Source organism: Chelativorans sp. M5D2P16 (genome assembly GCF_034427935.1).
Classification (GTDB): Bacteria; Pseudomonadota; Alphaproteobacteria; order Rhizobiales; family Rhizobiaceae; genus Chelativorans.
This window is the reverse complement of sequence record NZ_JAXQNM010000002.1, coordinates 136,687-161,493: the sequence shown is the minus strand read 5'-3', so window position 1 is coordinate 161,493 and position 24,807 is coordinate 136,687. Positions and strand designations below refer to the sequence as shown.

Genomic DNA, 24,807 nt, shown 5'->3' with positions numbered 1-24,807 from the left:
AGCTCATTGTCGTCCCACTATGATCTGGTCCCCACCAGTGCCCCCGAAGGTAATCGATCAACCTATCGTGTAAAGCTGAAATTCCCGATCAGATTGTTAACCGGTCGTTAACCTTAACGCCAAATTGTGGCAAACTGCGGTCGCTTCCGGGAGCAATCGGGTGCGTGCACTCAGGCCGATGCGGGGTTGAGAGCGGTTCGCGTATTGCCGCCGAAGGTCCAGCTCTTGTCGGACATCGTCTCGATGCCAGAGGCCGTCAGCGCAGAACCGAACAGAAAGCCCTGCACCAGGTCCGGGTGCACCTTCTTCGTCAAGATCTTCAACTGGCTGAACGTCTCCACGCCTTCGACGGTGACGCTGAGGCCCAGATTGCGCGACAGATCCACCACCCCGGTCAAAAGGCGCAGCGAGCGCTCGCTGCGTGTCACGTCGACCAGGAAGCTGCCGTCGATCTTGATCTTGTCGAGCGGCAATGTGTGCAGATAGCTCAGGCTGGAATAGCCCGTGCCGAAATCGTCGAGAGCGATCGTCACCCCCAGTTTCTTGAGCTCTTCCAGGTAGACCCGCGTGGTAGCCTTGTCATCGAGCAGCGCGGTTTCGGTCACTTCCAACTCCAGGCGATCCGCCGCGAGGCCCGACTTTGACAGGATCTGCTGGACCTTGTCGACCACCGAGCTGCAATGGAAATCCCGAGCCGACAGATTGACCGAGACACGCAGGTGTTCGGGCCAACGCACACATTCACGGCAGGCGACGTTCAGGACCATGGTGCTGATTTCGGAGACGATCCCCATCTCCTCGGCAAGCGGTATGAATTCGGCCGGCGAGATCGGCCCCAGTTCCGGATGGTCCCAGCGGCACAATGCCTCACAACCCGAAATCTGCATGGTTCGGACGTCGATGATCGGCTGAAAGACGACGCGCAGGCTCTGAGCCTCGATGGCGCTTCTCAAGTCCGCCTTGAGCGTCTGCCGGCTGCGGAATGCCGCATCCATCTGCGTTTCGAAGAGGCGCCAGCTGTTCTTGCCCTGCTCCTTCGCGGTGTAGAGCGCCAGATCGGCCTTGACGATCATCGCCCCGACATCGTCACTGTCCGCCCTGACCAGGACCGCGCCCGCACTGAGCTGAACCCGCAGTTGGTGGCCTGCCACATCGACGTCGCCGCGAAGTTTCTCGAAGATCGCATCCAGACGCAGGACGAGATCGTCCTCGCCCTCCAGCCGGTTGAAGAAGATCATGAACTCGTCGCCGCCGAAACGGCTCACCTTGACGTCGTCGCCGGCGAAGGAGGAAAGCCGGTCGGCGACCGCGTAGATGAGACCGTCGCCGACGGGATGGCCGAGCGTGTCGTTGATGCTCTTGAAATCGTCGAGGTCGAGAACCGCCAGCCCGCAAAGGCGAGCGGGATCGCTGCTTTCCATGAATTCGGTGACGATCTCGTTGAAATAGGCCCGGTTCGGCAGGCCGGTCAGACTGTCGTACCGCGCCATGTAGCGGACCCGCTCCTCCGCCTCGACGCGGCTCGTCACCTCCTCGAAGGTGAGCACGCCGAGTTCGTCGCGGCCTTCGCGTGCCGAGAACTCGAGATGGCGGCCATCGGTCAGCCGCAGCAGCACCTTCCTGTCGCGCCCCTCCCGCATGGCGCGGGTGAGTTGCTGTTCGGCGAACTGCACATCCTTGCGCTCCATCAGGCCCGCCGCCACGCCGCGCGACAACAGCGCCTTCAGCGAACGGCCCAGCATCTGTTTGGTGGAACGGAAGCTCATCAATTCCACGACCTGCGCGTTCGCCACGACGATCCGGCCCTCGGGGCTGAACATGAGCAGGCCGTGGGGCATGGTGTTCAAGGCCCGGTTGAAGCGCCTGGCGAGGCTTGCCGAGCGCTTTTCCTCGCTGATCGCGGTGAACAGGACCGTGCGTACCAGGTCAGCCATCTTCATGATGATGAAAATGAAGGGAACGATGAAGAGCCCCAGCGCAAAATGATAGATATCACCCTTCAGCATCAGGCCCAGCGCCAGCGGTGCCACCAGCGCGAGCGTGAGGATCGTCACCATCTTGCGCGACCCGTAATTGCGGCCCGCCACGGTGATGGTGCCGCCCAGAACAAGGGACAACGCGGCGAGCTCGCTGAAGGAATTATCGCCCCAGACCATGGCGACCAGGCCGAAGCTTCCCACGACGAGACCGTGCAGGGTTCCCCACAGCACGTAGCGCCGCTCCCAATGGAGCGCGGACTCGTAATCCGATATCTGTTGAGGATCGATACGGTTGATCAGGTAGTAGCGGAAGGTCCCGGCGAACAGGAGCAGCCCGGCGAAGATCAGGTAAACCAGTGCGCCCGTCTTGTGGTAGAGCAGCAGCGACACCAGCGCAAAGCACGCCGCGCCGAGGGGCAGCACACCGACATCCTGGAACAGGGATCGGATGTAGCCCACGTAGACGGCTTCAGAGATGTCCGACTTGCTCGTTTTCACAGTGCACACCCGTTGACCGTGCCAGCAATCGCACAGCCGGATTAAGAAAGCTTTATGGCTGATAAGATTGAGTTCTTTGCCTCGGCAGCGGTCATTCCGCGGCCTGCAGAACCGGATCGGGATCGGTCCTTTTCAATCGGTCGAGAAGGCGCGCGCGCTCCTCCTCGGACCTCTTTATGCTGGCTTCCTTCACATGGCCGAAGCCGCGAATGAGCGAAGGCACCGACGCGAGCGCCACCGCCGCTTCCAGGCGGTCGGGCGCCAGCCGCTCCTCGATCAGATCGAGATCGGCCTCGTATTGCGACAGAAGCGCACGCTCCATGCGCCGTTCCGCCGTATAGCCGAAGGGGTCGATGAAGGTGCCGCGCAGACCTTTCAGGCGCGCCAGCAGAGCGAACGCCTTGAGCATCCACGGGCCGTAGCTTGCCTTTTTCAAGTGCCCCTCCGCATCGCGTCGCGCGAACACCGGCGGCGCGAGATGGAACTCCAGGCGATCGTAGCCCTGGAATTCGGCAGCAAGTTGGCGCTGGAAGGAGCCGTCGGTGTAAAGCCGCGCCACCTCGTATTCGTCCTTGACGGCCATCAGCTTGAAAAGGTTGCGCGCCGCCGCTTCCGTGACGGCGGTGGAGCCTCCGGCGGTCTCCTTCTCCACCCGGCGCATGCGTTCGATGCGGTCCTGGTAGCGCGCGGCATAGGCCGCATCCTGATAGGCGGTGAGGAATTCCACGCGGCGGCGGATGATTTCGTCGAGGTCACGGGCGGGCGCATGCCCTGCGGTCGGTGCGGAGCGTTCGATGATCTCGCAGACATGCCGTGGGTCGTGGGCGGCACGTCGTCCCCAGCGGAAGGCGGCGACGTTCATGGAGACGGCCTGGCCGTTCAACTCGATGGCCTTTTCGACGGCCTCCGCCGAGACCGGCAGGCCGCCGAGCTGGTAGGCCATGCCGAGCATGAACATGTTGGCCCCGATGGCGTTGCCGAACAGGACGGTGGCCGCATGGGTGGCATCGAAGAAATGCGCCTGCTCCTCGCCCGCCGCCTTGCGCACCGCCTTCTTCAGCCGCTCGATCGGCAGCAAGAAATCGGCCGAGCGAGCGAAGTCGCCGGGCATGATTTCCGCCGTGTTGGCGATGAACAGCGTATGGCCCTCGCGCACGGTGGCCAAGACCTTGCGCGCACCGGAAACGACGAGATCGCAGCCCAGAACCAGGTCGGCCTTGCCGGCGGGGACGTGGATCGTGCTGATGTCGGCGGGCGTGCGGGCGATGCGCAGATGCGAATAGACCGCACCGCCCTTCTGGGCCAGCCCCGCCATGTCGATGATGCCGGCGCCCTTGCCTTCGAGGTGGGCGGCCATTCCCAGAACGGCGCCGATCGTCACCACCCCGGTTCCGCCGATGCCGTCCACGATGCCGGCCCAGCCCGCCTCGAGCGGGAAAAGCCGCGGCTCCGGCAGACCCAGAAGCGGATCGGCGTCCCCCGCCGCGCCGTTCATCTTCTTCGGCTTTGCCCCGTGCACGGTCACGAAGGACGGGCAGAACCCGTTCACGCAGGAGAAATCCTTGTTGCAGCTCGACTGGTCGATCCGGCGCTTGCGGCCGAACTCCGTCTCGACCGGCTGCACGGACACGCAATTCGACTTCACGCCGCAGTCGCCGCACCCCTCGCAGACCAGCTCGTTGATGATCACGCGCTTGTCCGGGTCCGGGTAGGTGCCGCGCTTGCGCCGGCGGCGCTTCTCGGCAGCACAGGTCTGGTCGTAGATGAGAACGGAAACGCCCTTCACCTCGCGCAGGTCCCGCTGCACCTGGTCGAGATCGTCGCGGTGGTTGACCGTGGTGCCGGGCGGAAAGCGCACGACGCCTTTGTACTTTTCCGGCTCGTCGCTGACCACGGCGATGCGCTTGACGCCCTCGGCCCGCACCTGATCGGCGATCATCTCCATGGTCAGCCCGCCCTCGTGCGGCTGGCCGCCGGTCATGGCCACGGCGTCGTTGTAGAGGATCTTGTACGTCATATTGACGCCGGCGGCGAGCGCGAAGCGGATCGCCAGCGAGCCCGAATGGTTGTACGTGCCATCGCCGAGGTTCTGGAAGAAGTGCTCGCGCTTGGAGAATGGCGCCTGGCCGATCCACTGCGCCCCCTCCCCACCCATGGCGGTGAAGCCGACCGTGCCGCGATCCATCCACAACGCCATGAAATGGCAGCCGATACCGCCGCCGGCAATCGAGCCCTCGGGCAGACGCGTCGAGGTGTTGTGCGGACAGCCGGAACAGAAATGCGGCCTGCGCACCGCGACATCGTGCGTGTCCGCCAGCATCGCCTGGAACTGGCGCAGCCGCGCCACGCGCGCGGCGATCTCCTCCGAGGGGCCGATCACCTTCAGGATGCGCTCGCCGATGGTAATGGCGATCTCGTTGGGATCGAGGGCGCCCATTGCCTGGAAAAGCCGCCGGCCGCGCTCGTCCTTCTTGCCGATCACGGTCGGCTGCATGGACGTGCCGTAGAGGTCCTCGCGCACCTGCACCTCGATAAGCGAGCGCTTCTCCTCGACGACGATCACCATTTCCAGGCCGCGCGCGAAATCCTTGATGTGCTCGAGGTCGAGCGGCCATGGACAGGCAACCTTGAAAAGCCGCAGCCCTAAAGCCGCCGCCCGCGCCTCGTCGATACCGAGGTCGGCCAGCGCCTGGCGCACGTCGAGATAGCTCGTGCCGACGGTGATGATGCCGATCTTCGGCTTGCGCCCGCCGGAAAAGACGATGCGGTTGAGCCCGTTCTCGCGCACGAAGGCCGCGGCGGCCGCGCGCTTGTAGTCGTGCAGCCGTTCCTCCTGGCCGAGCTGATTGACCTCCATGCGGATGTTCAGGCCACCCGGCGGCATATCGATCTCCGGCAGAATGATTTTCAGCCGGTCCAGCGCCACGTCTACCGAAGCCGTCGATTCGATGTTGTCCTTGACGCACTTGATCGCCGTCCAGGTGCCGGCGAAACGCGAAAGTGCATAACCGTAGAGCCCGTAGTCGATGAGTTCCTGTACACCTGCCGGGTTGAGGATCGGCACCATCGTGTCGACGAAGGCGAATTCGCTGGCGTGCGCGACGGTGGAGGATTCGGCGGTGTGATCGTCGCCCATCAGGGCCAGCACCCCGCCATGCCTGGAGGAACCCGCGAGATTGGCATGGCGGAACACGTCGCTGGTACGGTCCACGCCCGGCCCCTTCCCGTACCAGAGCGCGAAGACGCCGTCATGTCGGCCCTCGCCCAGAAGTTCCGTCTCCTGAGCGCCCCAGCACGCCGTCGCCGCCAGTTCCTCGTTGAGCCCCGGCTGGAAGATGATGTTCGTTTGCGAAAGCTGCTCGCGCGCCTTCCACAACTGCAGGTCGAGGCCGCCCAGCGGGGAGCCGCGATAGCCCGAGATGAAACCGCCCGTGTCCAGTCCGTCTCTACGGTCGCGCTCGCGCTGCATCAGGAGCATGCGCACGATCGCTTGGGCGCCGGAGACGAAGATCCGCTCTTTGGCGAGATCGTACTTGTCGCCGAGCGAGACCTGGTGAAGCGTCATCTGTGTCCTCCTCGACGGAGCGCGGTCGCGACGGGCAGCGGGCCGCTTTTCCACCGCGTGCGCTTCCGTCAGCGCCCCGGATCATTGCGACGACTTCCTTGCCCGAACCCGTCGCGACAATCCGGCGCGCCGTCCGAGATTCCGGTTCAGTCTTGTCCTGGAACGCCATTAAATCAAATCAAATTGGACGCCGCACGAAAAGAGCAAGACGAAGGAATTTCGCCAGCCGGTAGCGACCGTTTCTTTTGCGCAACCCACGCATAGCGAACGAATCTGGCTGTGCAAAGCTCTCCATTCCGGCCGCAACACCGGCTGCAGCAGGCCTTCGACCCCTTCAGCGAAAACGACCGCATTTCGCACGCCATCACTTTTGCCCGCAGCACAAAGCTGCTAAATACCCGCGCCAAGCCGAGAGAGCGGCACGTCGTGACACCCGCGCAAGGCGGGGTCATCAACAAGAAAAACGGGGAAATGTCGGAGCAGGACATGTCTGGAAGAAGGGCCGGGCGACGGCGGACTGCCGCCCGGGAAGGGTGATTCGGTGCGTGCGATCGCTTTTGTCATCCGCGCGATAAGCGGATTAAACGCGGTGATCGGCCATGTCTTTTCCTGGCTCTCCCTGGCCATCGTGCTCGTCTGCTTCACCGTTGTGGTGCAGCGTTACGTCTTCGCAACCAGCATCCTTTGGATGCGTGATCTCTATATCTGGCTGAACGGCGCCATGTTCACCGCTGTGGCGGGTTTTGCGCTGCTGCGCAACAACCATGTGCGCGTCGATGTCTTCTATCGTCCGGCCGGCGTGCGGCGGAAGGCGATCATCGATCTCATCGGCGTCATTTTCTTCCTGCTGCCGTTCTGCACGGTCGTCTTCGTCTATGCGTGGCCCTTCGTCGCGCGCTCCTGGCGCATCTATGAGGGGTCCGCGAATGTCGGCGGAATGCCCGGCCTCTTCATCCTGAAGACCTTTATCCTCGGTTTCGCCGTGCTGGTGGGTCTGCAGGGCATAGCGATGGCGCTGCGGTCGATCCTCGTTCTTACCGGCAACGAGGAACTGCTGCCGGAAAATCTGCGCTACGAGAGTGAAGAACAGAAGCGACAGGAGACGGCAGTCTGATGGATCCGGTCCTTCTCGGCGAGCTCCTGTCGGGGCTCATGTTCTTCGGCATCATCGGCTTCCTCCTGCTCGGATTTCCGGTCGCGTTCACCCTTGCAGGCGTGTCGCTGATGTTCGGCCTCGTCGGCATGTGGTTCGGCGTCTTCGACCCCTCCAATTTCGGCAGCCTAGCCAATCGCTATCTGGGTTACATGACCAACGAGGTGCTGGTCGCCGTGCCCCTTTTCATCTTCATGGGCGTGGTGCTCGAGCGCTCGAAGATCGCCGAGCAACTGCTGCTGACCATGAGCAGGCTGTTCGGCAATCTGCGCGGCGGGCTGGGCATCTCCGTCATCGTCGTGGGCGCGCTGCTTGCCGCCTCCACCGGGGTCGTCGGCGCGACCGTGGTGACCATGGGGCTGATATCGCTGCCGGCCATGCTGCGCGCCAATTACGACCCGAAGCTGGCCAGCGGCGTCATCTGCGCGTCCGGCACGCTGGGGCAGATCGTGCCGCCTTCCACGGTGCTCATCTTCATGGGTGACATGCTGTCGGGCATCAACGCCCAGGTGCAGATGGAAAAGGGCAATTTCGCGCCCGCGCCCGTTTCCGTCGGCGACCTCTTTGCGGGCGCTCTGCTTCCGGGACTGCTGCTGGTGGGGCTCTATCTCGCGTGGATGATCTTCAAGGCCGTCTTCCAGCCGGCCTCCTGCCCTGCCACCCCCGTCGAGGACGGCGACCGGAAAAAGCTCCTCGGCGAGGTCGTCACGACGCTCATTCCGCCGCTCCTCCTGATCGTCGCCGTCCTGGGCTCGATCCTCGGCGGCATCGCCACGCCGACCGAGGCATCCTCCGTGGGCGCCGTCGGCGCACTCGTTCTGGCGGCCCTGCGCTGGCGCCTGTCCTTCAAGGTTCTTCAGGAATCGGTGACCGCCACGGCCAGCATCACCTGCATGGTGTTCATCATCCTGTTCGGCGCGGCGGTCTTTTCCATCGTGTTTCGGCTGATGGGCGGCGACAACCTGGTGCACGAGTTCCTGACCGGCCTGCCGGGCGGCACGCTGATGGCGGTGGCCGTCGTGATGCTGATCATGTTCGTGCTCGGCTTTATTCTCGACACGTTCGAGATCATCTTCATCGTCATCCCGATCACCGCGCCGATCCTGCTGGCCCTCGATGTCGATCCGGTGTGGCTGGGCGTGCTGGTCGGCGTCAACCTGCAGACGAGCTTCCTGACGCCACCTTTCGGCTTCTCGCTGTTCTATCTGCGCGGCGTCGCCCCGGGCAGTGTCTCGACGACGACGATCTACCGGGGTGCGATCCCCTTCGTCGCCCTGCAGGTGGTCGCCATCGCGATCATGTTCCTCGTGCCGGCCATCGCCACCTGGCTGCCGGATGCGATCTACCAATGAGGCATGAAAAAGGGCCCGGGAACCCCGGGCCCTGCGTGTCGGAAATCCCGCGCGGTCAGATCTGGAAGTATTTCTCGCGCGCCTGGATGAAGGGCGAGTCGGTCCCCTCCGTCTTCTGGCGCACGATGTTGAGCGACGCGACAAAGCTCTCAGCGGTCTTCTTCGTCAGCGCATCCTCGGACTCCAGCAGCCCCTGGATGATCTCCTTGGCGGCATTGGCGCCGGCTTGGAGAATTTCGTCGGGGAACGACAGGACATTGACGCCGTGCTCGTCGATCAGCGTTTGCAGCGCCCGCGGGTCGTTGGCGGCGAAGTCGGCGGCGACGTTGTCGTATTCGGCCTGCGCACAGTCGCGAATAATGGCCTGCAGGTCGGAAGGCAGCTCCTGGTACTTGGACTTGCTGACCACCAGCTCGGTCGCCAGCCCCGGCTCGACGAAGCTCGGAAAATAGTAGTTCTTGGCGACCTGATAAAAGCCGAGCGCCAGGTCGTTGTAGGGGCCGACGAACTCCGCCGCGTCGAGCGTGCCCGACTGCAGCGCCTGGAAAATCTCGCCGGCAGCCATGTTGGTCACGGACGCGCCCAGCTTCTCCCACACCTGGCCGCCGAGACCGGGGGTACGAAAGCGCAGGCCCTGGATCGAATCGACGCCCGTAAGTTCGTTGCGGAACCAGCCGCCCGCCTGCGTGCCGGTATCACCGGACAGGAAGCCCTGCACGCCGAACTGGTCGTAGATCTCGTCCCAGATCTCCTGGCCGCCCATGTAGCGCACCCAGGCCGTCAGCTCGCGCGAGGTCATGCCGTATGGCACGCCGGTGAAGAAGGAGAGCCCGGCGCTCTTGTTCTGCCAGTAATAGGCGGCGCTGTGGGACATCTCAGCCGAGCCGTCGATCACGGCATCCAGCGACTGCAGCGGCGGTACCAGTTCGCCCGCCGCATAGACCTGGATCGTCAGCCGCCCGCCGGAGGCGGCGGTGATGCGGTCGGCCAGGCGCTGCGCGCCGACACCCAGTCCCGGGAAGTTCTTCGGCCAGGTGGTGACCATGCGCCAGGTCTGATTCTCCTGGGCGATGGCCGGAGCGGCGAGTGTGCTTGCCGCCGCGCCTGCCAATCCGGCCTTCTTGATGAACGAACGACGATCCATGAAAAACCTCCCGAATGCTGAGATCAGATGTGACGGGCACCGGAGCGCACTGGCGATCGCCATCTCCCCCGATGCCGGGCGCGTATCAATACACGCACGGGCAGGCAAGTCCAGTTTCCCGACCGGCGCTCCAACGCCGGATTTCCGCCGATCGAATCCGGTTGGAAAGCCGGGCCGGCGCGATTAGATGTGTGCTGCGCAGCACCGAGGAAAAACGAAAATGAAGCAGCCCCTTGTCGCCGTTTCCACCGACGTGAAGGCGTTTGAAAACTACGACTGGCACGCCACCCCGGACCAGTATCTCGAAGCCGCGCTCTCGGCTGCTGGGGTCTTCCCTGTTCTCGTGCCCTCCTTCGGCGAGCGGCTCGACTTCGATGCACTGCTGTCCTCGGTCGACGGCGTCATGCTGACCGGTGCGAAGTCGAACGTGCATCCTGCACACTATGGCGGAAAGGCCGACGAGAAGAACGGTCCCTATGACGAGCGGCGCGACGCGACCACCCTGCCGCTGATCCGCAAGACAGTCGAGAAGGGTGTGCCGTTGCTGGCGATCTGCCGCGGCATTCAGGAACTGAACGTGGCTCTGGGCGGCACCGTCGCCGGCGAGATCCAGGAACGCGAGGGCGTGCTCGACCACCGTGCGCCGGAAAGCGATTCCCAGGACGAGCGATTCGCGATCAGCCATCCCGTGCGCATCGAGCCGGAGACGTGCCTGGCCGGCGTTTTCGGGGTGGGCGAAGTTCGGGTCAATTCGGTCCACCGCCAGGGCATCGATCGGCTGGGCGCGAACCTGACGGTAGAAGCGGTGGCGCCAGACGGGACGGTCGAGGCCGTTTCCGTGAAGGGCGCCAAGGCGTTCGCGGTGGGGGTGCAGTGGCATCCCGAGTACTGGGCGGCAAGCGACGACGCCTCGCAGCGAATCTTCGCCGCTTTCGGCGACGCGGTGCGGGCCCATGCCCAAGCACGGACGGATCGGGAGGCTATTGCGCGGTAAGCGCCATCGGCGGCGCGGCCGGCTTGACCGATTCGTAGGCCACGCCGTCGGCGGCATAGAATTCGGCGATGACGCGGCCATCGGCATCGGCGAAGATCACGTCGCCATTGGCCCCCTCCTTCCAGTACCGCGCCTCTTCGAGACGCGGCAGCAAGGTGGTGCAATTGCCCGCCATCTCCAGTTCGGCGCGGCTTCCACCCAGCATCTCGCCCTTGGCGACCGTGCAAGTGTCGTCCCCGCCCGGAACGGTAAGCCGGTAGCTCGACAGGGTTTCCTGCCGGTCCGGCGTTTTTGAGACACGCCCGCTGCCGCTCTCCGCGTCACCGAAGACAAAGGGAAGCGCCAGCAATCCTGCGGCCGCGACTCCGGAAACTGCAAGCTTCACGTCTTTGCCCCTTCGTTCGATACGCGACATGCATTTTCGCCGAACATGGTTAACGCAAACTTGCTTGGCGATTGTATGGCAGCACGCGCTAGCGCTTCTGTCCCACATGTGCCGTTTCCGGCACGGGCGTCAGGGCCTTCCCCTCGGTGAACCAGGCAATCAGGTTGTCGACCGTCAGGTCGGCCATGCCCTGCCGTGTATGGACCGAGGCCGAGCCGACATGCGGCAGCAGGCAAGCGTTCTCACAGGCCATGAGCGCCTCCGGCACGTTCGGCTCGTCGACGAAGACATCGAGCCCGGCGGCGAGAATCGTGCCGGAGCGGAGCGCGTCGGCGAGCGCCTCCTCGTCGACAGTGCTGCCGCGCCCGATATTGACGAAGACGCCCTCGGGACCGAGTGCTGCAAGCACATCGGCGTTCACCGCCTTTTCGGTTGCCGTGCCGCCCGGCGCCACGGAGATCAGCGTGTCGACAGCCTCTGCGAGAGAAAGAAGCGTGGGATGATATCGGTAATCGATATCCTCGACCTGGCGCCGATTGTGATAGCTGACCGGCAGGCCGAACGCCTCGATCCGGCGGGCGATGGCGCGGCCGATTCGTCCCATGCCGAAGATGCCGACGCTGCGCCCCCGCAGGGATCCGCGGGTGAGCGGATAGGGCCCCTCCTGGGACCAGCGCCCCGCGCGCAGATAGGCCTCCGCCCGCGGCAGCTCGCGCACCGCGTTGATGAGCAGGCCGATAGCCGTATCCGCCACCTCTTCCGTCAATACGTCCGGAGTGTTGGTCACCATCACGCCTCTGGCGCCCGCATGTGCGGCGTCCACCACGTCATAGCCGACCCCGAAATTGGCGATGATCTCCAGATTGGGCAGAGCGTCGATCAACGCGGCGTCGATGACGGTCGCGGAAGCAATGCCCCTGACGGCGCGACGGGCCTCCTCGTCGAGCAGCGCGGCATCGCCCCGCTCGATCCTGACCACCCGAAACCGCTCCTCGATACGGCTGACGGCGTGCGGGTGCAACTTGCCCGGAATGAGCACCGTTGCCTGCGTCTGCGTCGAACTCATCGGTTACCTCCTGCGACTCACCGCCGATACGGTAGGCGCATGCGGGCACGATGTGAAGAAAACGCCCGCCTGACAGCGCCGAGACCATTCCAAGCTATTTACCCGAACGAGCGGATTGCGTCATTGTGACTGTTGTGCATATTTGTTTCGAGACTCGAAAAAAATAGGTGATGGGCTCCCGGGCCACCCTGGGGGTTCTCCGCAGCGGGAGGAAATCATGTATCTTGGCCTCGACCTCGGCACGTCGGGTGTGAAGGCGCTTCTGATCGACCAGGCGCAGGAAATTGTCGCCTCCGCCAATGCCCCGCTGGACGTCTCCAGGCCCCACGCGGGCTGGTCCGAGCAGGATCCGGCGGACTGGATCGAGGCGACGGAAGCCGCGCTTGCAGCTTTGAAAAAGAGCCACGCAGAGGCGCTGGCGGCGGTCAGGGGCATCGGCCTTTCGGGCCAGATGCACGGCGCGACGCTGCTCGACGCCTCCGACAAGCCGCTCAGGCCCTCAATCCTGTGGAACGACACGCGTAGCCATGCGGAGGCGGCCGCGCTCGATGCCGATGCGCGCTTCCGCGACATCACGGGCAACATCGTGTTTCCCGGCTTCACGGCGCCGAAGCTCGTCTGGGTGAAGCGCAACGAGCCGGAGATTTTCGCCGCGACGAAGAAGGTGCTCCTGCCCAAGGATTATCTGCGGCTGTGGCTGACGGGCGAGCACGTCTCGGAAATGTCCGACGCCGCCGGCACCGCCTGGCTGGATGTACGGCAGCGCCGCTGGTCGGCGGCGCTTCTGGCCGCCACCGATCTCGACGAAAGCCATATGCCCGGCCTCGTCGAAGGTACCGAGCGCTCCGGCACCCTGCGCGCGGAGCTGGCCGGGCGCTGGGGTATGGGTGAGGATGTGACCGTCGCCGGCGGTGCCGGAGACAACGCGGCCTCGGCCTGCGGCGCGGGCACCGTCCGCCCGGGGACGGCCTTCGCCTCGCTCGGCACGTCCGGCGTGCTCTTCGCCGCCAACGGTGCCTACCTGCCCAATCCGGAAAGTGCCGTGCACACCTTCTGCCACGCCCTGCCGGACACCTGGCATCAGATGGGGGTGATCCTCTCGGCGACCGATTCGCTCAATTGGCTGGCCGGCATCACCGGCAGCAAACCCGGAGAACTGACGGCCGCGCTCGGCGACACGCTGAAGGCGCCGACGGGCGTCACCTTCCTGCCCTATCTCTCGGGCGAGCGCACACCGCACAACGACGCCGCGATCCGCGGCAGCTTCGTGGGCCTTGCCCACCAGAGCGACCGGCCGGCCCTCACACAGGCGGTGCTGGAGGGCGTGGCTTTTGCTTTCCGCGACAATCTCGAAGCGTTGAAACAGGCCGGTACGGAGCTTCCGCGCGTGATCGCAATCGGCGGCGGCTCGCGTTCATCCTACTGGCTGAAGGCGATCGCCACCGCGCTCGGCCTACCGGTCGACCTGCCCGCGGACGGCGATTTCGGCGCCGCTTTCGGCGCCGCTCGCCTGGGCCTGATCGCCGCCGAGAGGGCGGACCCGCGCACTGTCTGCACGCCGCCCGAGATCTCGGTCACCATCGAGCCGGAAACGGGTTTGTCCGCCGCCTATGAAGACGCCTACCGCCGCTACTGCGCGCTTTATCCCGCAATACGAGGAGCCTCGACATGAGCACTGGATTTTTCGGCGACATCAAGCCGGCCACCTATGAGGGACCGGATTCGGACAATCCGCTCGCCTTCCGCCACTACAATCCGGACGAGGAGGTGCTGGGAAAGCGCATGGAGGACCACCTGCGCTTCGCCGTCTGCTACTGGCACAATTTCGTCTGGCCGGGCAACGATCCCTTTGGCGGGCAGACCTTCGAGCGGCCGTGGTTCGGCGACACGATGGACAAGGCGCGCCTGAAGGCCGACGTCGCCTTCGAGATGTTCGAGATCCTGGGCACGCCCTTCTTCACCTTCCACGATCATGATGTACGCCCTGAGGGCGACACCTATGCCGAAAGCGTGGCGCGGCTGAACGAGATCGCCGACTATTTCGCCGCCAAGATGGAAAGCGGCGGCCCGAAGCTGCTCTGGGGAACGGCCAATCTCTTCTCCAACCGCCGCTACATGGCCGGCGCGGCGACCAATCCGGATCCGGACGTCTTCGCCTATGCGGCCGCCACGGTGAAGGCCTGCATGGACGTGACAAAGCGGCTGGGCGGGCAGAACTACGTGCTGTGGGGCGGTCGCGAGGGCTACGAGACCCTGCTCAACACCGATATGGGACGGGAGCTGGACCAGCTCGGCCGCTTCCTGAACATGGTTGTCGACTACAAGCACAAGATTGGCTTCGAGGGCACAATCCTCGTCGAACCCAAGCCGCAGGAGCCTACAAAACATCAGTACGACTACGATGTGGCTACCGTCTACGGTTTCCTGAAGCGCCACGGGTTGGAGAACGAGGTCAAGGTGAACATCGAGCAGGGCCACGCGATCCTCGCCGGCCACGCCTTCGAGCACGAGCTGGCGCTCGCCGCCGCGCTCGGGATCTTCGGCTCGATCGACATGAACCGCAACGACTACCAGTCCGGCTGGGACACCGATCAGTTTCCCAACAACGTGCCCGAAGCCGCTCTCGCCTACTACTACGTGCTCAAGGCCGGCGGCTTCACCACGGGTGGCACCAATTTCGACGCCAAGCTGCGCCGCCAGTCGATCGATCCGGAAGACCTGATCGCCGCCCATATCGGCGGCATGGATGTCTGCGCCCGCGGCCTCAAGGCCGCCGCGAAGATGATCGAGGACAAGGCGCTCTCCGCACCGCTCGAGGAGCGTTATGCCGGTTGGCAGGATGCGGAGGCCCAGGCGATGCTCAGGGGCGAACGCTCGCTCGAGGAGATCGCCGATCGCGTTGCGCGCGAGAGCGTCAATCCCGAGCCACGCTCCGGCCGGCAGGAGAAGCTCGAGAACATCGTCAACCGCTACGTCTAGTTAAGACCAGCCCTGCACCGCGTCCGGGCGGCCGCGCGAAAGCGATGGCCGTCCGGACGCTTTTTGGGAACCCCACGCCACCTGCTGCGTTTCCGGCCGGCTCCACCCGCTTGCGCGCGATCTTCGAAGTCCCCGCGAGCGAGGGGTTTTCGCTTGTCTGGGCAAGGCGCTATTTGTCTATAAGGTGTCGTCAAATCTTCATCGCGACGCCTTCATCCAGTCAGGATTGAACGGCAAGGATTCACGTCATGAGTCGGAGGCGTACGATGACGGTCGAGAAGAATCTGGAAGCTGAGATCGACGCCCTTTTGGCAAAGGACGACGATACGGCGTCGATCATTGACACCCTGCTGGCAATGCCCCGTCCGGCGGGTGCGGACGATTCCTGGGAAAAGGTCCTGCACGAACGTCTGCAAGCCCGGCTTGCACGCAGAATGCGCGAGGCCCTCGAAGGGGACACAGATTCGAAGGTCTCCAGGAGCGCGGCATGAAAGGCCCCTCCCCGAATCCGCAACGGTGCAAGATCCTCGATTTCGTTCAGGCGCGGTATGACAGGGTCCCGCCGTGTCGGCACGGAGAGCCGGGCCGGCCCGGCCGCCATGGAGAACGCCACGACATCGGCGCCCACATCCGTCCGGTCGATGATAGTCTCCCCCGGGGGCAGATCGAATTCCTCGTCGACGACGGCCTTATCTGCCCGCCGGAAAGCGCGCGGGCAGACCGCAAGCGCCTGCCCGTCCGCAACGGACTGGGCCGCCTTAGCGCCGACCACCGCCTTGCGCGGAAAACGGGTGAGTTCGGCCGGGTGCAGCTCTGACGACGCGGCCGGACCGATCGCTCAACTCAGCGGAATATCGTTTTCCGCTTTGTCTTGCTGATACGCCTCCGACAGGCCTGCATAGATTTCCGACAGCCGCGTGAGACGCGCCTCGAGCCTGCCCCTGTCCTCCGCCGGTAGCGCGCCGACGAGCTTGCGGATGGAATGGCTCGTCCAGTAGGCATTTTCGGCCCTGTAACCGCCCGGATCGAGGCGGAAGACTTCCTTCAGAATGTTGAGATCATGCGGAATGGCGAAGGAATCGCGCGAGTCCTCGTGGCTGAAGAGGTAGTAGAAATTGTCGAAACCCGCCCAGGTGATGGCGGAAAGGCAGAGCGAGCAGGGCTCATGGGTCGAGAGGAAGACACAGTCCCCGGTGGCCGGCCTGTCGTCCCGAGGCAGTTCGTAGAAGCGCTTCAGCGTGTGCACCTCGCCGTGCCAGAGGGGGTTTTCCTGTTCGTTGTTGGTCGCCGCCACCACCAGCGAGAGATCGGCTTTCTTCAGGATCGCGGCACCGAACAGCTTGTTGCCGGCCCGCACGCCGGTACGGGTCCGCGGCACGATATGCTGCTCGATCACGTCCAGCAGGCGGTCGATGAAGGTTGCGTCGTGCTTCATGGCATATCCGGCAGATGGATTTCGAAAGGATTGTCGAAGAAATGCTCTTCCAGGTTCCGTCCCTCGCCGCCTCGGTCGACGACCAGAAAATCCTGGGCCTCGCCGATCGGCGTCAACACGGCGTGCCAGATCCCGCGCGCGTAGTTCACGCCCTGGCCGGGATGCGCCACGAAAGCCTGCGGCGCGCCGGGCCTGCCCGCCTCGTCCGGGCAGACGACCACAAGATAAGGCCGCGGCGCAAGCGGGATGAAAGCCTGGCTGCCCAGGGGATGCCGCTCCACCATCTCGAGCCGGAGCGGCATGGGATAGGGCTCGGCCCGGAAGATGTTGATCAGCACCCGCGCATCCGCGCCCGCCGCCTCGACCCGGGCGAGATCATGGAAACGGCGGCACTTGCCGCCGTTGATCAGAAAGCTCTCCGCCCCCGCGGTCTCGATCACGTCACCGAAGGGAGCGAAAGCTTCGCGCGTCAGCGGTGTCGCTGTGACCGTCGTCATCGCGTCCCGCCCCGCCCGAGCGGTTTGAGGGCCGCATGGCGGTTCACGTCCTTGTAGAGCAAGTAGCGGAACTTCCCCGGCCCGCCGGCATAGCAGGCCTGCGGGCAGAAGGCCCTGAGCCACATGAAGTCGCCGGCCTCCACCTCCACCCAGTCCTTGTTGAGCCGGTAGACCGCCTTGCCTTCCAGCACATAGAGCCCGTGCTCCATGACATGGGTCTCGGCAAAGGGAATCGCCGCCCCCGGCTGGAAGGTAACGATCGTCACATGCATGTCGTGCCGCATGTCCTCGGGATCGACGAACCGGGTTGTCGCCCACTTGCCTTCGGTATCCGGCATGGGTGTGGGGGCGATGTCCCGTTCGTTGGTGAAGAAGGCCTGCGGCAAGGGCACACCGTCGACCGCCTCATAGGCCTTGCGGATCCAGTGAAAACGCACGGGCGCCGTGCCTTCATTGCGAACGGTCCAGCCGCTTCCGGGCGGCAGGAAAGCGTAGCCGCCTGGTTCCATCCGGTGCACCTGTCCGTCGAGACGGACGGTCAATTCGCCCTCCAGCACGAACAGAACGGCCTCGGCTTGGGGCTCGGACTCCGGCCTTTCGCTGCCGCCGCCCGGCTGCACCTCCATGATGTATTGGGAGAAGGTCTCGGCAAATCCGGAAAGCGGGCGGGCGAGGATCCAGAGCCGCGTCTTCTCCCAGAAAGGCAGGCAACTCGTCACGATGTCCCGCATGACGCCCCTGGGGATGACGGCGTAGGCCTCGGTGAAGACCGCCCGGCCGGTGAGTAGGTCCGTCTGCGGCGGGTGGCCGCCGGTGGGCGCGTAGTAGTATCCGCTCATGATGGCAGCATGTCCTTGAGCCGCAGATAAGCGATCCGCTCGACCTCGGCGCAGGCCGTGGCGAATTCTTCCTCGCGGCTGTTTTCGATCCGGGTCTCGAAGGCCTTCAGAATGCCGTCCTTCGTATGGTCCTTGACGGCGATGATGAAGGGAAAGCCGAACTTCTGCACATAGCGCGTGTTTAGATCGGTGAAGCGCGCGCGCTCCTCGTCCGTCAGCGCGTCGAGGCCGGCCGAGGCCTGCTCACGGGTGGATTCCGGCGTCAGCCGTCTCGCCCCCTCGAGCTTGCCGGCAAGATCCGGATGCGCCTTCAGAACGTCCAGCCGCTCCTCCCCGCTCGCCGAGCGGAAGGCGCGCGAAAGCGCATTGTGCAGGCCGGCGGCGCTGTCGTGCGCCGGCCCCAGTTCGAGGCGGAGCGCCCGCTCGGCGATCCAGGGTGAATGCTCGAAAATGCCGCCGAAGCGCTCCACGAACGCCGCCTCGTCCATGCGGCTTGGCACAAGATCGGGAGCCCGGTAAGGGTGATGCTCCATCCAGTGCCGGGCAATGTCGATGCGCCTCGGCAGCCAGACCTTCTCGTGGCCTTTCACGTAGTCGACGAAGCGCTTGAGGGCCGCCACCCGGCCCGGCCTGCCGACGAGCCGGCAGTGCAGCCCGACGCTCATCATCGCCGGCCGGCCTGCCCTTCCTTCTTCATAGAGCGTGTCGAAGGCATCCTTCAGATAGGCGAAGAACTGATCGCCGGAATTGAAGCCCTGCGCTGTGGCGAAGCGCATGTCGTTGGCATCCAGCGTATAGGGAATGACGAGCTGCGGGCGCATCGGATTGCCCTGCCCGTCATGATCGAGCCAGTAGGGCAGGTCGTCGTCATAGGTATCGGAAAGCCACGCGAAGCCACCCTGCTCGATCGCGAGTTTCACCGAGTTGACCGATGTACGCCCGAGATAGAGCCCCGTCGGTGCCTCGCCGACCACTTCCGTGTGCAGGCGCACCGCCTCATCGAGGTCGCGCCGCTCGTCCTCCTGCGCATGCGCGCGATAGTCGATCCATTTGAGCCCGTGGCTGGCGATCTCCCAGCCGGCCTCCTGCATGGCCGCAACCTGCTCCGGCGCGCGCGCCAGCGCGCTTGCCACACCGAAGACCGTCACCGGCACTTGCGCCTGCGTGAACAGGCGGTGAAGCCGCCAGAAACCGGCCCGCGCACCGTACTCGTAGATTGATTCCATGTTCCAGTGGCGCATGGCGGGCCAGGCCGCGGCCCCGACGATCTCCGAGAGGAAAGCCTCGGAGGCCTCGTCTCCGTGGAGAATGCAGTTTTCGCCGCCCTCTTCGTAGTTGACGACGAACTGCACCGCCACGCGGGCGCCGCCCGGCCACTGCGGGTCGGGGGGATTGGGCCCATAGCCACGCATGTTCCGACAGTAGCGCGTCACTTTCGCGTATCCCTCCATCTATCAGGTTCCTCAACGATAACCGAAGGCCGGCGTGATTAATCCATCGAAATATTTGAAAGTCTTTCTGCCGCCTTTATGGCGCAGGCCCCCTTATGCCGCTCGCCGATTTGCCGCACAATCCGTTCGGGATAATATGGAACCGAAGGGAGCTTGCCATGAGCGACCAAGGCACCGGCCGGCTGACGACGCACGTGCTGGATACGGCCCAGGGGCGGCCCGCGGCAGGGATGGAAATCGCGCTTTACCGGCTCGAAGGCGAGAACCGCACGCACCTCAAGACCGTCCGGACCAACACCGACGGACGCTGCGACGCGCCGCTGATGGAAGGCAGGGACTTCGCGCTCGGTGAGTACGAACTGATTTTCCAGGTGGGCAATTATCTGCGCGCCAACCACGTGGCGATCCCCGCACCCGCCTTCCTCGACCGGGTGCCCATCCGCTTCGGCATGGCCGAGCGCGCGCACTATCATGTGCCGCTGTTGGTTTCGCCCTACGGCTACTCCACTTATCGGGGGAGTTGAGAAAGACATGTTCAGGTCTGCGCTTCATAAGACGCACGTCCTCCCGGAAGCCGCGGCGATAGCGCGGCTGTCCGGGATCCATTCCGGAACATGCACGAGTGACGGAATGGATCCCGGCTCGCGGGAGTTCCGCTCCCTTGGCCGGGATGACGATGCGGGTACGGGAGAAATGCCCGACCCGACAGAGGGGGGCATTGGGTCATCATGACTGCCATCCGCCACGAAATCCGTTTCCTGCTCAACGGCCGCAAGGTGACGCTCACCGAGGTGCCGCCCGAGCGCACGCTGCTCGATTTCCTGCGGATAGAGCGTCGCCTCACCGGCACCAAGGAAGGCTGTGCGGAAGGCGATTGCGGGGCCTGCACGGTGCTGGTCGGCCGGCTTTCCGGCGACACGCTCGTCTATGAGGGCGTCAACGCCTGCATCCGCTTCCTGGGCTCGCTCGACGGCTGCCACGTGGTCACGGTGGAGCACCTGAAGCGCCCCGACGGCAGCCTCCACCCCGTCCAGCAGGCGCTGGTCGACTTTCACGGATCCCAGTGCGGCTTCTGCACGCCGGGATTCGTGATGTCGCTCTACGCGCTGTGGATGCGCGGGCCGGACCCGTCCGAGGCGGCCATCGAAAAGGCGCTCCAGGGCAATCTCTGCCGCTGCACCGGCTACGCGCCGATCGTACGCGCCGCATGCGCCATCTCGTCCTACGGCGAGGCGGACACGGACCCGCTGGCGACCGAGCGCGAGGCCGTGACGGCAGAGCTGAAGGCGTTGCGCGACGGCACACGCGTGGAGATCGGACAAGGGCGCGAGCGCCTTGTCATTCCGGCGAGCGTCGACGACCTGGCGCATGTGCTCGAAGCGGAGCCGGAAGCCACCGTGGTGGCCGGCAGCACCGATGTCGGCCTGTGGGTGACGAAGTTCATGCGCGACATCGCGCCGGTCGTCTTCATCGGCGGGCTGGAGGCGCTTCACACCATCTCGGAGAAGGACGGCACGCTGTCGATCGGTGCCGGGGTAAGCTATTCCGAGGCGTTTCCCCTTCTGGCGACGCACGTACCGGCTTTCGGCCGCCTGATCGACCGCATCGGCGGCGATCAGGTGCGCAATATGGGCACGATCGGCGGCAACATCGCCAACGGTTCGCCGATCGGCGACACCCCGCCGCCGCTGATCGCCCTCGGCGCCACGCTGACGCTGCGCAAGGGAAACAGGCGGCGCACCATCCCGCTCGAGGACTTCTTCATCGGCTATGGCCAGCAGGACAGGCAGCCCGGCGAATTCGTCGAGGCGGTGCACGTCCCGCTGCCCGATCCCGACACGCATTTTGCGGTGTGGAAGATCTCCAAGCGGCGCGACGAGGATATCACCGCCGCGCTCGGCGCCTTCGCCGTGAAACGCGCAAGCGATGGAACGGTCGCCTCGGCCCGCCTCGCCTATGGCGGCATGGCGCCGACACCGAAACGCGCCGCGGCGGCCGAGGCCGCCCTTGTCGGAAACGCATGGACGCGCGAAACCGTCGAGCGGGCCGTCACCGCGCTTGAACAGGACTTCACCCCCATCAGCGACATGCGCGCCTCCGCCGAGTACCGCATGCTGGCGGCGAAGAACCTCCTGCGCCGGTTCTTCCTGGAAACATCGGGCGATCCCGGCCCGCTGGAGGTGGGGCGCGATCATAAGGAGATCGCCGCATGACCAGACACGAAGCGCTCGATCTCACGAAGACGACAATCTCCGGCGGCGTCGGCACCGACCGCCGGCACGACTCCGCGCACAAGCACGTGACCGGCGAGGCCGTCTACATCGACGATATGGCCGAACCCGCCGGCACGCTGCATGCCTATCTGGGACTGTCCGCGGTCGCGCACGGCACCATCCGGGAGATGGACCTCTCCGAGGTCGAGAAGGCGCCGGGCGTCGTGGCGGTGCTGACCGCCCGCGACGTGCCGGGCGAAAACGACATCAGTCCCCCCGGGCTCCATGACGAGCCGATCCTGGCGGAACATGAGGTCCACTTCCTCGGCCAGCCCGTCTTTGCCGTGATCGCCGAAACGCGCGAGGCCGCGCGCCGCGCCTGTCGGCTGGCGAAGATCGAATATGACGAGCAGCCGGCGCTGATCGACATCGCCGAGGCGGACCCGAAGAACGCCCGGCTCGTCACCAAGCCGCTGGCCCTCGTTCGTGGCGATGCGGAAAAGGCGATCGCCGCGGCCCCCCGCCGCATCAAGGGGCGCATGCGCGTCGGCGGCCAGGACCATTTCTACCTTGAAGGGCAGATCGCGTTTGCCGTGCCGGGCGAGGACATGGACGTGACGGTCCATTCCTCCACGCAGCACCCGAGCGAGGTGCAGCACATGGTGGCCCATGCGCTGGGCATCTCCTCCCACGCCGTCGCCATCGAGGTTCGCCGTATGGGCGGAGGCTTCGGCGGCAAGGAGACCCAGGCGAACCTGTTCGCGGTCGTCGCCGCCATCGCCGCCAAGCGTACCGGCCGCCCGGTCAAGCTGCGCCCAGACCGCGACGACGACATGACGGCCACCGGCAAGCGGCACGATTTCCTGATCGACTACACGGTGGGCTTCGAGGAGGACGGTACGATCCTCGGGGCAGACTTCACCTACGCCGCCCGCTGCGGCTTTTCCGCCGACCTCTCCGGCCCGGTGACGGACCGCGCGCTGTTTCATTGCGACAACACCTATTACTATCCCGCCGTACGCGCCGTCTCCGCGCCGCTCTACACCAACACGGTCTCCAACACCGCCTTCCGCGGCTTCGGCGGACCGCAAGGCATGGTGGGGGCGGAGCGCATCATCGAGGAAGTCGCCTTCGCCCTCGGCGAGGATCCGCTGGAGATACGCAAGAAGAATTTCTACGGTGAGGTCGACCGCAACGTCACGCCCTACCACCAGACGGTCGAGGACAACGTCGTCCACCGCGTTGTGAGCGAACTGGAGGAGAGCGCGAACTACGCCGCCCGGCGGCAGGCGATCAATGAATTCAACGCCAAAAGCGCGATCATCAAGCGCGGCATCGCGCTCACACCGGTGAAGTTCGGCATCTCCTTCACCGCCACCCACTACAACCAGGCCGGCGCGCTGGTCCACGTCTATACCGACGGCTCCGTGCACCTGAACCATGGCGGCACGGAGATGGGCCAGGGCCTCTACACGAAGGTGGCGCAGGTCGTCGCGGAGGAATTCCAGATCGACATCGACCAGGTGAAGATCACCGCCACCACCACCGGCAAGGTGCCCAACACATCGGCCACCGCCGCTTCCTCCGGCTCTGACCTGAACGGCATGGCCGCGCAGAACGCCGCGCGCCAGATCAAGGACCGCCTGATCGATTTCGCAGCCGAGCGCCATGGCGTGCCGAAGGAGCAGATCGCCTTCCTGCCGGGCCGTGTGCGGGTGGGCAACCAGGAAATCCCCTTCCCCGATCTCGTCCGCCAGGCCTACATGGCCCGCATCCAGCTTTCGGCGGCCGGTTTCTACAAGACCCCGAAGATCCACTGGGACCGCGACAAGGGCCAGGGCCACCCCTTCTACTATTTCGCCTATGGCGCGGCCTGCGCGGAGGTCTCGATCGACACGCTGACCGGCGAATACATGATCGAGCAGGTGGATATCCTGCACGAGACCGGCAAATCGCTGAACCGCGCCATCGACATCGGCCAGATCGAGGGTGGCTTCATCCAGGGGATGGGCTGGCTGACGACGGAGGAACTGGTCTGGGACGAGAAGGGCCGGCTGACAACGCACGCCCCCTCCACCTACAAGATCCCGCTCGCTTCCGACCGGCCGAAGGTCTTCAACGTGACATTGGCCGACTGGGCTGAAAACGCCGAGCCCACGGTTCACCGCTCCAAGGCCGTCGGCGAGCCGCCCTTCATGCTCGCCATGTCGGTGCTGCATGCGCTCTCCGATGCGGTGGCGAGTGTGGCCGACCACAAGATCTGCCCGCGCCTCGACACGCCCGCCACGCCCGAGCGCGTGCTGATGGCCGTGGAGCGGCTGAAGGCGGACGCGGGGAAGTAGATTGATTGGCTTGGCGCAGCGATTTGACATGCGTTCGCTCCTGCACGCCCGCCTGATCCGGGCTGGTAGGCAAACCGACGGCAATCGGCCATGACGGCGCTCGCCAAAAGCCTTGCCGCCTTCCTCGATACGGCGCCCACGGTGGCCCTGGTCGAGGTGACCGAGGCCAAGGGTTCCACCCCGCGCGAGAGAGGCGCGTGGATGCTTGTGTCCCCCGACGCCATCCTCGGCACGATCGGCGGCGGGCAGCTCGAGTTTCTCGCCATCGCCCGAGCGCGCGAGTTGATCGAGAAGAACATCGCCACCGGCGCTCTCGATATCCCGCTCGGCCCCGAAATTGGCCAGTGCTGCGGCGGACACGTAGGGCTCGCCATCCGCATCGCCGAGCCTGAAGATCGCGCCGAGCTGGCGCGCCGCGCAGAGACCGAGGATGCCGCAAGGCCGCATGTCTATCTCTTCGGCGGCGGCCATGTCGGCCGGGCTCTGGCGGCAGCGCTTGCGCTTCTTCCGGTCCGAACCGTTCTCCTCGAGACGCGGGCCGACGTCCTAGAAGAAGGCATCCCGCAGGAGGTGGAAACGCGCCTGACGGCGGTGCCGGAGGAGGCTGTCCGCGAGGCGCCGGCGGGCGCCGCCTTCATCGTGCTCACCCACGACCATGCGCTCGATTTCCTGATCGTTTCCGAGGCCCTGGCGCGCGAGGACGCGGCCTATGTCGGCATGATCGGCTCGAAGACGAAAAAGGCGACGTTCAAAAGCTGGTATCTGAAGAACGGCGGCGACGAGCGACGCCTGGCCCGGCTTGTCACACCGATCGGCGGCGAGACGGTGCGGGACAAACGCCCCTCCGTCATCGCCGCGGTGGCTGCCGCTGAGGTGATCGCCGCACTCACACGCGTTACCTGAGGGGATGGCGGA

Annotated in this window: 20 protein-coding genes; 11 read left to right on the top strand and 9 right to left on the bottom strand. The window is 65.0% G+C overall.

What is annotated here, in order from left to right; all coding sequences use genetic code 11:
• Positions 1 to 170 precede the first annotated feature (170 nt).
• The gene (locus tag SIN08_RS00740; protein ID WP_322449548.1) at positions 171 to 2,477 is read right to left on the bottom strand and encodes a putative bifunctional diguanylate cyclase/phosphodiesterase; all 2,307 of its coding nucleotides are present in this window, start codon (positions 2,475 to 2,477) and stop codon (positions 171 to 173) included.
• A 91-nt stretch (positions 2,478 to 2,568) separates the two neighbouring features.
• A complete protein-coding gene (locus tag SIN08_RS00735) occupies positions 2,569 to 6,042 on the bottom strand; it encodes an indolepyruvate ferredoxin oxidoreductase family protein (protein WP_322449546.1) in 3,474 nt (1,157 codons plus the stop codon).
• 541 nt (positions 6,043 to 6,583) lie between these two features.
• Here SIN08_RS00735 and SIN08_RS00730 point away from each other — a divergent pair.
• On the top strand, positions 6,584 to 7,156 hold the full coding sequence (locus tag SIN08_RS00730) for a TRAP transporter small permease subunit (RefSeq protein WP_322449545.1): 573 nt from the start codon (positions 6,584 to 6,586) through the stop codon (positions 7,154 to 7,156).
• Positions 7,156 to 8,547 carry a TRAP transporter large permease subunit gene (locus SIN08_RS00725; RefSeq protein ID WP_322449544.1) on the top strand — a complete coding sequence of 464 codons (1,392 nt, stop codon included), beginning with the start codon at positions 7,156 to 7,158 and terminating at the stop codon, positions 8,545 to 8,547. The genes SIN08_RS00730 and SIN08_RS00725 overlap by 1 nt, the downstream gene beginning before the upstream one ends.
• Positions 8,548 to 8,602: 55 nt before the next feature.
• Here SIN08_RS00725 and SIN08_RS00720 read toward each other — a convergent pair whose 3' ends face one another.
• Positions 8,603 to 9,691, bottom strand: a complete 1,089-nt coding sequence (locus tag SIN08_RS00720; protein WP_322449543.1) for a TRAP transporter substrate-binding protein — start codon at positions 9,689 to 9,691, stop codon at positions 8,603 to 8,605.
• Between the two features lie 220 nt (positions 9,692 to 9,911).
• Between SIN08_RS00720 and SIN08_RS00715 the strand changes: the two genes are divergently transcribed.
• Entirely contained in the window at positions 9,912 to 10,685 is a 774-nt protein-coding gene (locus SIN08_RS00715; protein ID WP_322449542.1) for a gamma-glutamyl-gamma-aminobutyrate hydrolase family protein, read from the top strand.
• Here the strand turns inward: SIN08_RS00715 and SIN08_RS00710 are convergent.
• The gene (locus SIN08_RS00710; RefSeq protein ID WP_322449541.1) at positions 10,672 to 11,100 is read right to left on the bottom strand and encodes an AprI/Inh family metalloprotease inhibitor; all 429 of its coding nucleotides are present in this window, start codon (positions 11,098 to 11,100) and stop codon (positions 10,672 to 10,674) included. The genes SIN08_RS00715 and SIN08_RS00710 overlap by 14 nt on opposite strands.
• A gap of 58 nt (positions 11,101 to 11,158) precedes the next feature.
• Positions 11,159 to 12,136, bottom strand: a complete 978-nt coding sequence (locus tag SIN08_RS00705) for a 2-hydroxyacid dehydrogenase (protein ID WP_322449540.1) — start codon at positions 12,134 to 12,136, stop codon at positions 11,159 to 11,161.
• A gap of 217 nt (positions 12,137 to 12,353) precedes the next feature.
• Between SIN08_RS00705 and xylB the strand changes: the two genes are divergently transcribed.
• The 4 genes from xylB (at position 12,354) to SIN08_RS00685 (ending at position 15,932) form a co-directional block, all read left to right on the top strand.
• Positions 12,354 to 13,808, top strand: coding sequence for a xylulokinase (xylB, locus tag SIN08_RS00700; protein WP_322449539.1), 1,455 nt, complete (start codon positions 12,354 to 12,356; stop codon positions 13,806 to 13,808).
• Positions 13,805 to 15,115 (top strand): xylose isomerase, encoded by a 1,311-nt coding sequence (gene xylA / locus SIN08_RS00695; protein WP_322449538.1) that lies wholly within the window; start codon positions 13,805 to 13,807, stop codon positions 15,113 to 15,115. The genes xylB and xylA overlap by 4 nt, the downstream gene beginning before the upstream one ends.
• Before the next feature lie 266 nt (positions 15,116 to 15,381).
• Positions 15,382 to 15,606 (top strand): hypothetical protein, encoded by a 225-nt coding sequence (locus tag SIN08_RS00690; protein WP_322449537.1) that lies wholly within the window; start codon positions 15,382 to 15,384, stop codon positions 15,604 to 15,606.
• The gene (locus tag SIN08_RS00685) at positions 15,603 to 15,932 is read left to right on the top strand and encodes a hypothetical protein (protein ID WP_322449536.1); all 330 of its coding nucleotides are present in this window, start codon (positions 15,603 to 15,605) and stop codon (positions 15,930 to 15,932) included. Before SIN08_RS00690 ends, SIN08_RS00685 begins: the two co-directional genes overlap by 4 nt.
• Positions 15,933 to 15,953: 21 nt before the next feature.
• Here the strand turns inward: SIN08_RS00685 and SIN08_RS00680 are convergent, their stop codons facing one another.
• Genes SIN08_RS00680 through puuE form a run of 4 tightly spaced genes read right to left on the bottom strand, consistent with a single transcriptional unit; the run spans position 15,954 to position 19,337 of the window.
• Positions 15,954 to 16,550 (bottom strand): nucleoside deaminase, encoded by a 597-nt coding sequence (locus SIN08_RS00680; protein ID WP_322449535.1) that lies wholly within the window; start codon positions 16,548 to 16,550, stop codon positions 15,954 to 15,956.
• Positions 16,547 to 17,047: an ureidoglycolate lyase gene (locus tag SIN08_RS00675; RefSeq protein WP_322449534.1), complete on the bottom strand. Its 501-nt coding sequence runs from the start codon at positions 17,045 to 17,047 to the stop codon at positions 16,547 to 16,549. The genes SIN08_RS00680 and SIN08_RS00675 overlap by 4 nt, the downstream gene beginning before the upstream one ends.
• Positions 17,044 to 17,886, bottom strand: coding sequence for a bifunctional allantoicase/(S)-ureidoglycine aminohydrolase (locus SIN08_RS00670; protein ID WP_322449533.1), 843 nt, complete (start codon positions 17,884 to 17,886; stop codon positions 17,044 to 17,046). The genes SIN08_RS00675 and SIN08_RS00670 overlap by 4 nt, the downstream gene beginning before the upstream one ends.
• Positions 17,883 to 19,337, bottom strand: coding sequence for an allantoinase PuuE (gene puuE, locus SIN08_RS00665; protein ID WP_322449532.1), 1,455 nt, complete (start codon positions 19,335 to 19,337; stop codon positions 17,883 to 17,885). Before puuE ends, SIN08_RS00670 begins: the two co-directional genes overlap by 4 nt.
• Before the next feature lie 158 nt (positions 19,338 to 19,495).
• On the opposite strand from puuE, the gene uraH reads away from it, so the two are divergent.
• The 4 genes from uraH (at position 19,496) to xdhC (ending at position 24,795) form a co-directional block, all read left to right on the top strand.
• Positions 19,496 to 19,861 carry a hydroxyisourate hydrolase gene (uraH, locus tag SIN08_RS00660; RefSeq protein WP_322449530.1) on the top strand — a complete coding sequence of 122 codons (366 nt, stop codon included), beginning with the start codon at positions 19,496 to 19,498 and terminating at the stop codon, positions 19,859 to 19,861.
• Positions 19,862 to 20,065: 204 nt separating this feature from the next.
• On the top strand, positions 20,066 to 21,550 hold the full coding sequence (gene xdhA / locus SIN08_RS00655) for a xanthine dehydrogenase small subunit (RefSeq protein ID WP_322449529.1): 1,485 nt from the start codon (positions 20,066 to 20,068) through the stop codon (positions 21,548 to 21,550).
• Positions 21,547 to 23,892: a xanthine dehydrogenase molybdopterin binding subunit gene (gene xdhB / locus SIN08_RS00650; protein WP_322449528.1), complete on the top strand. Its 2,346-nt coding sequence runs from the start codon at positions 21,547 to 21,549 to the stop codon at positions 23,890 to 23,892. The genes xdhA and xdhB overlap by 4 nt, the downstream gene beginning before the upstream one ends.
• A gap of 90 nt (positions 23,893 to 23,982) precedes the next feature.
• The gene (gene xdhC / locus SIN08_RS00645; protein WP_322449527.1) at positions 23,983 to 24,795 is read left to right on the top strand and encodes a xanthine dehydrogenase accessory protein XdhC; all 813 of its coding nucleotides are present in this window, start codon (positions 23,983 to 23,985) and stop codon (positions 24,793 to 24,795) included.
• The last annotated feature ends 12 nt before the right edge of the window (positions 24,796 to 24,807 follow it).

Bases quoted from the DNA above. Each gene is read 5' to 3' on its own strand.
- uraH (WP_322449530.1), top strand. From the start codon at position 19,496: ATGAGCGACCAAGGCACCGGCCGGCTGACGACGCACGTGCTGGATACG.
- puuE (WP_322449532.1), bottom strand. From the start codon at position 19,337: ATGGAGGGATACGCGAAAGTGACGCGCTACTGTCGGAACATGCGTGGC.
- SIN08_RS00670 (WP_322449533.1), bottom strand. From the start codon at position 17,886: ATGAGCGGATACTACTACGCGCCCACCGGCGGCCACCCGCCGCAGACG.
- SIN08_RS00715 (WP_322449542.1), top strand. From the start codon at position 9,912: ATGAAGCAGCCCCTTGTCGCCGTTTCCACCGACGTGAAGGCGTTTGAA.
- SIN08_RS00680 (WP_322449535.1), bottom strand. From the start codon at position 16,550: ATGAAGCACGACGCAACCTTCATCGACCGCCTGCTGGACGTGATCGAG.
- SIN08_RS00690 (WP_322449537.1), top strand. From the start codon at position 15,382: ATGACGGTCGAGAAGAATCTGGAAGCTGAGATCGACGCCCTTTTGGCA.
- SIN08_RS00675 (WP_322449534.1), bottom strand. From the start codon at position 17,047: ATGACGACGGTCACAGCGACACCGCTGACGCGCGAAGCTTTCGCTCCC.
- SIN08_RS00685 (WP_322449536.1), top strand. From the start codon at position 15,603: ATGAAAGGCCCCTCCCCGAATCCGCAACGGTGCAAGATCCTCGATTTC.
- SIN08_RS00720 (WP_322449543.1), bottom strand. From the start codon at position 9,691: ATGGATCGTCGTTCGTTCATCAAGAAGGCCGGATTGGCAGGCGCGGCG.
- xylA (WP_322449538.1), top strand. From the start codon at position 13,805: ATGAGCACTGGATTTTTCGGCGACATCAAGCCGGCCACCTATGAGGGA.
- xdhB (WP_322449528.1), top strand. From the start codon at position 21,547: ATGACCAGACACGAAGCGCTCGATCTCACGAAGACGACAATCTCCGGC.
- SIN08_RS00725 (WP_322449544.1), top strand. From the start codon at position 7,156: ATGGATCCGGTCCTTCTCGGCGAGCTCCTGTCGGGGCTCATGTTCTTC.
- xdhA (WP_322449529.1), top strand. From the start codon at position 20,066: ATGACTGCCATCCGCCACGAAATCCGTTTCCTGCTCAACGGCCGCAAG.
- xylB (WP_322449539.1), top strand. From the start codon at position 12,354: ATGTATCTTGGCCTCGACCTCGGCACGTCGGGTGTGAAGGCGCTTCTG.
- xdhC (WP_322449527.1), top strand. From the start codon at position 23,983: ATGACGGCGCTCGCCAAAAGCCTTGCCGCCTTCCTCGATACGGCGCCC.
- SIN08_RS00710 (WP_322449541.1), bottom strand. From the start codon at position 11,100: ATGTCGCGTATCGAACGAAGGGGCAAAGACGTGAAGCTTGCAGTTTCC.
- SIN08_RS00705 (WP_322449540.1), bottom strand. From the start codon at position 12,136: ATGAGTTCGACGCAGACGCAGGCAACGGTGCTCATTCCGGGCAAGTTG.
- SIN08_RS00735 (WP_322449546.1), bottom strand. From the start codon at position 6,042: ATGACGCTTCACCAGGTCTCGCTCGGCGACAAGTACGATCTCGCCAAA.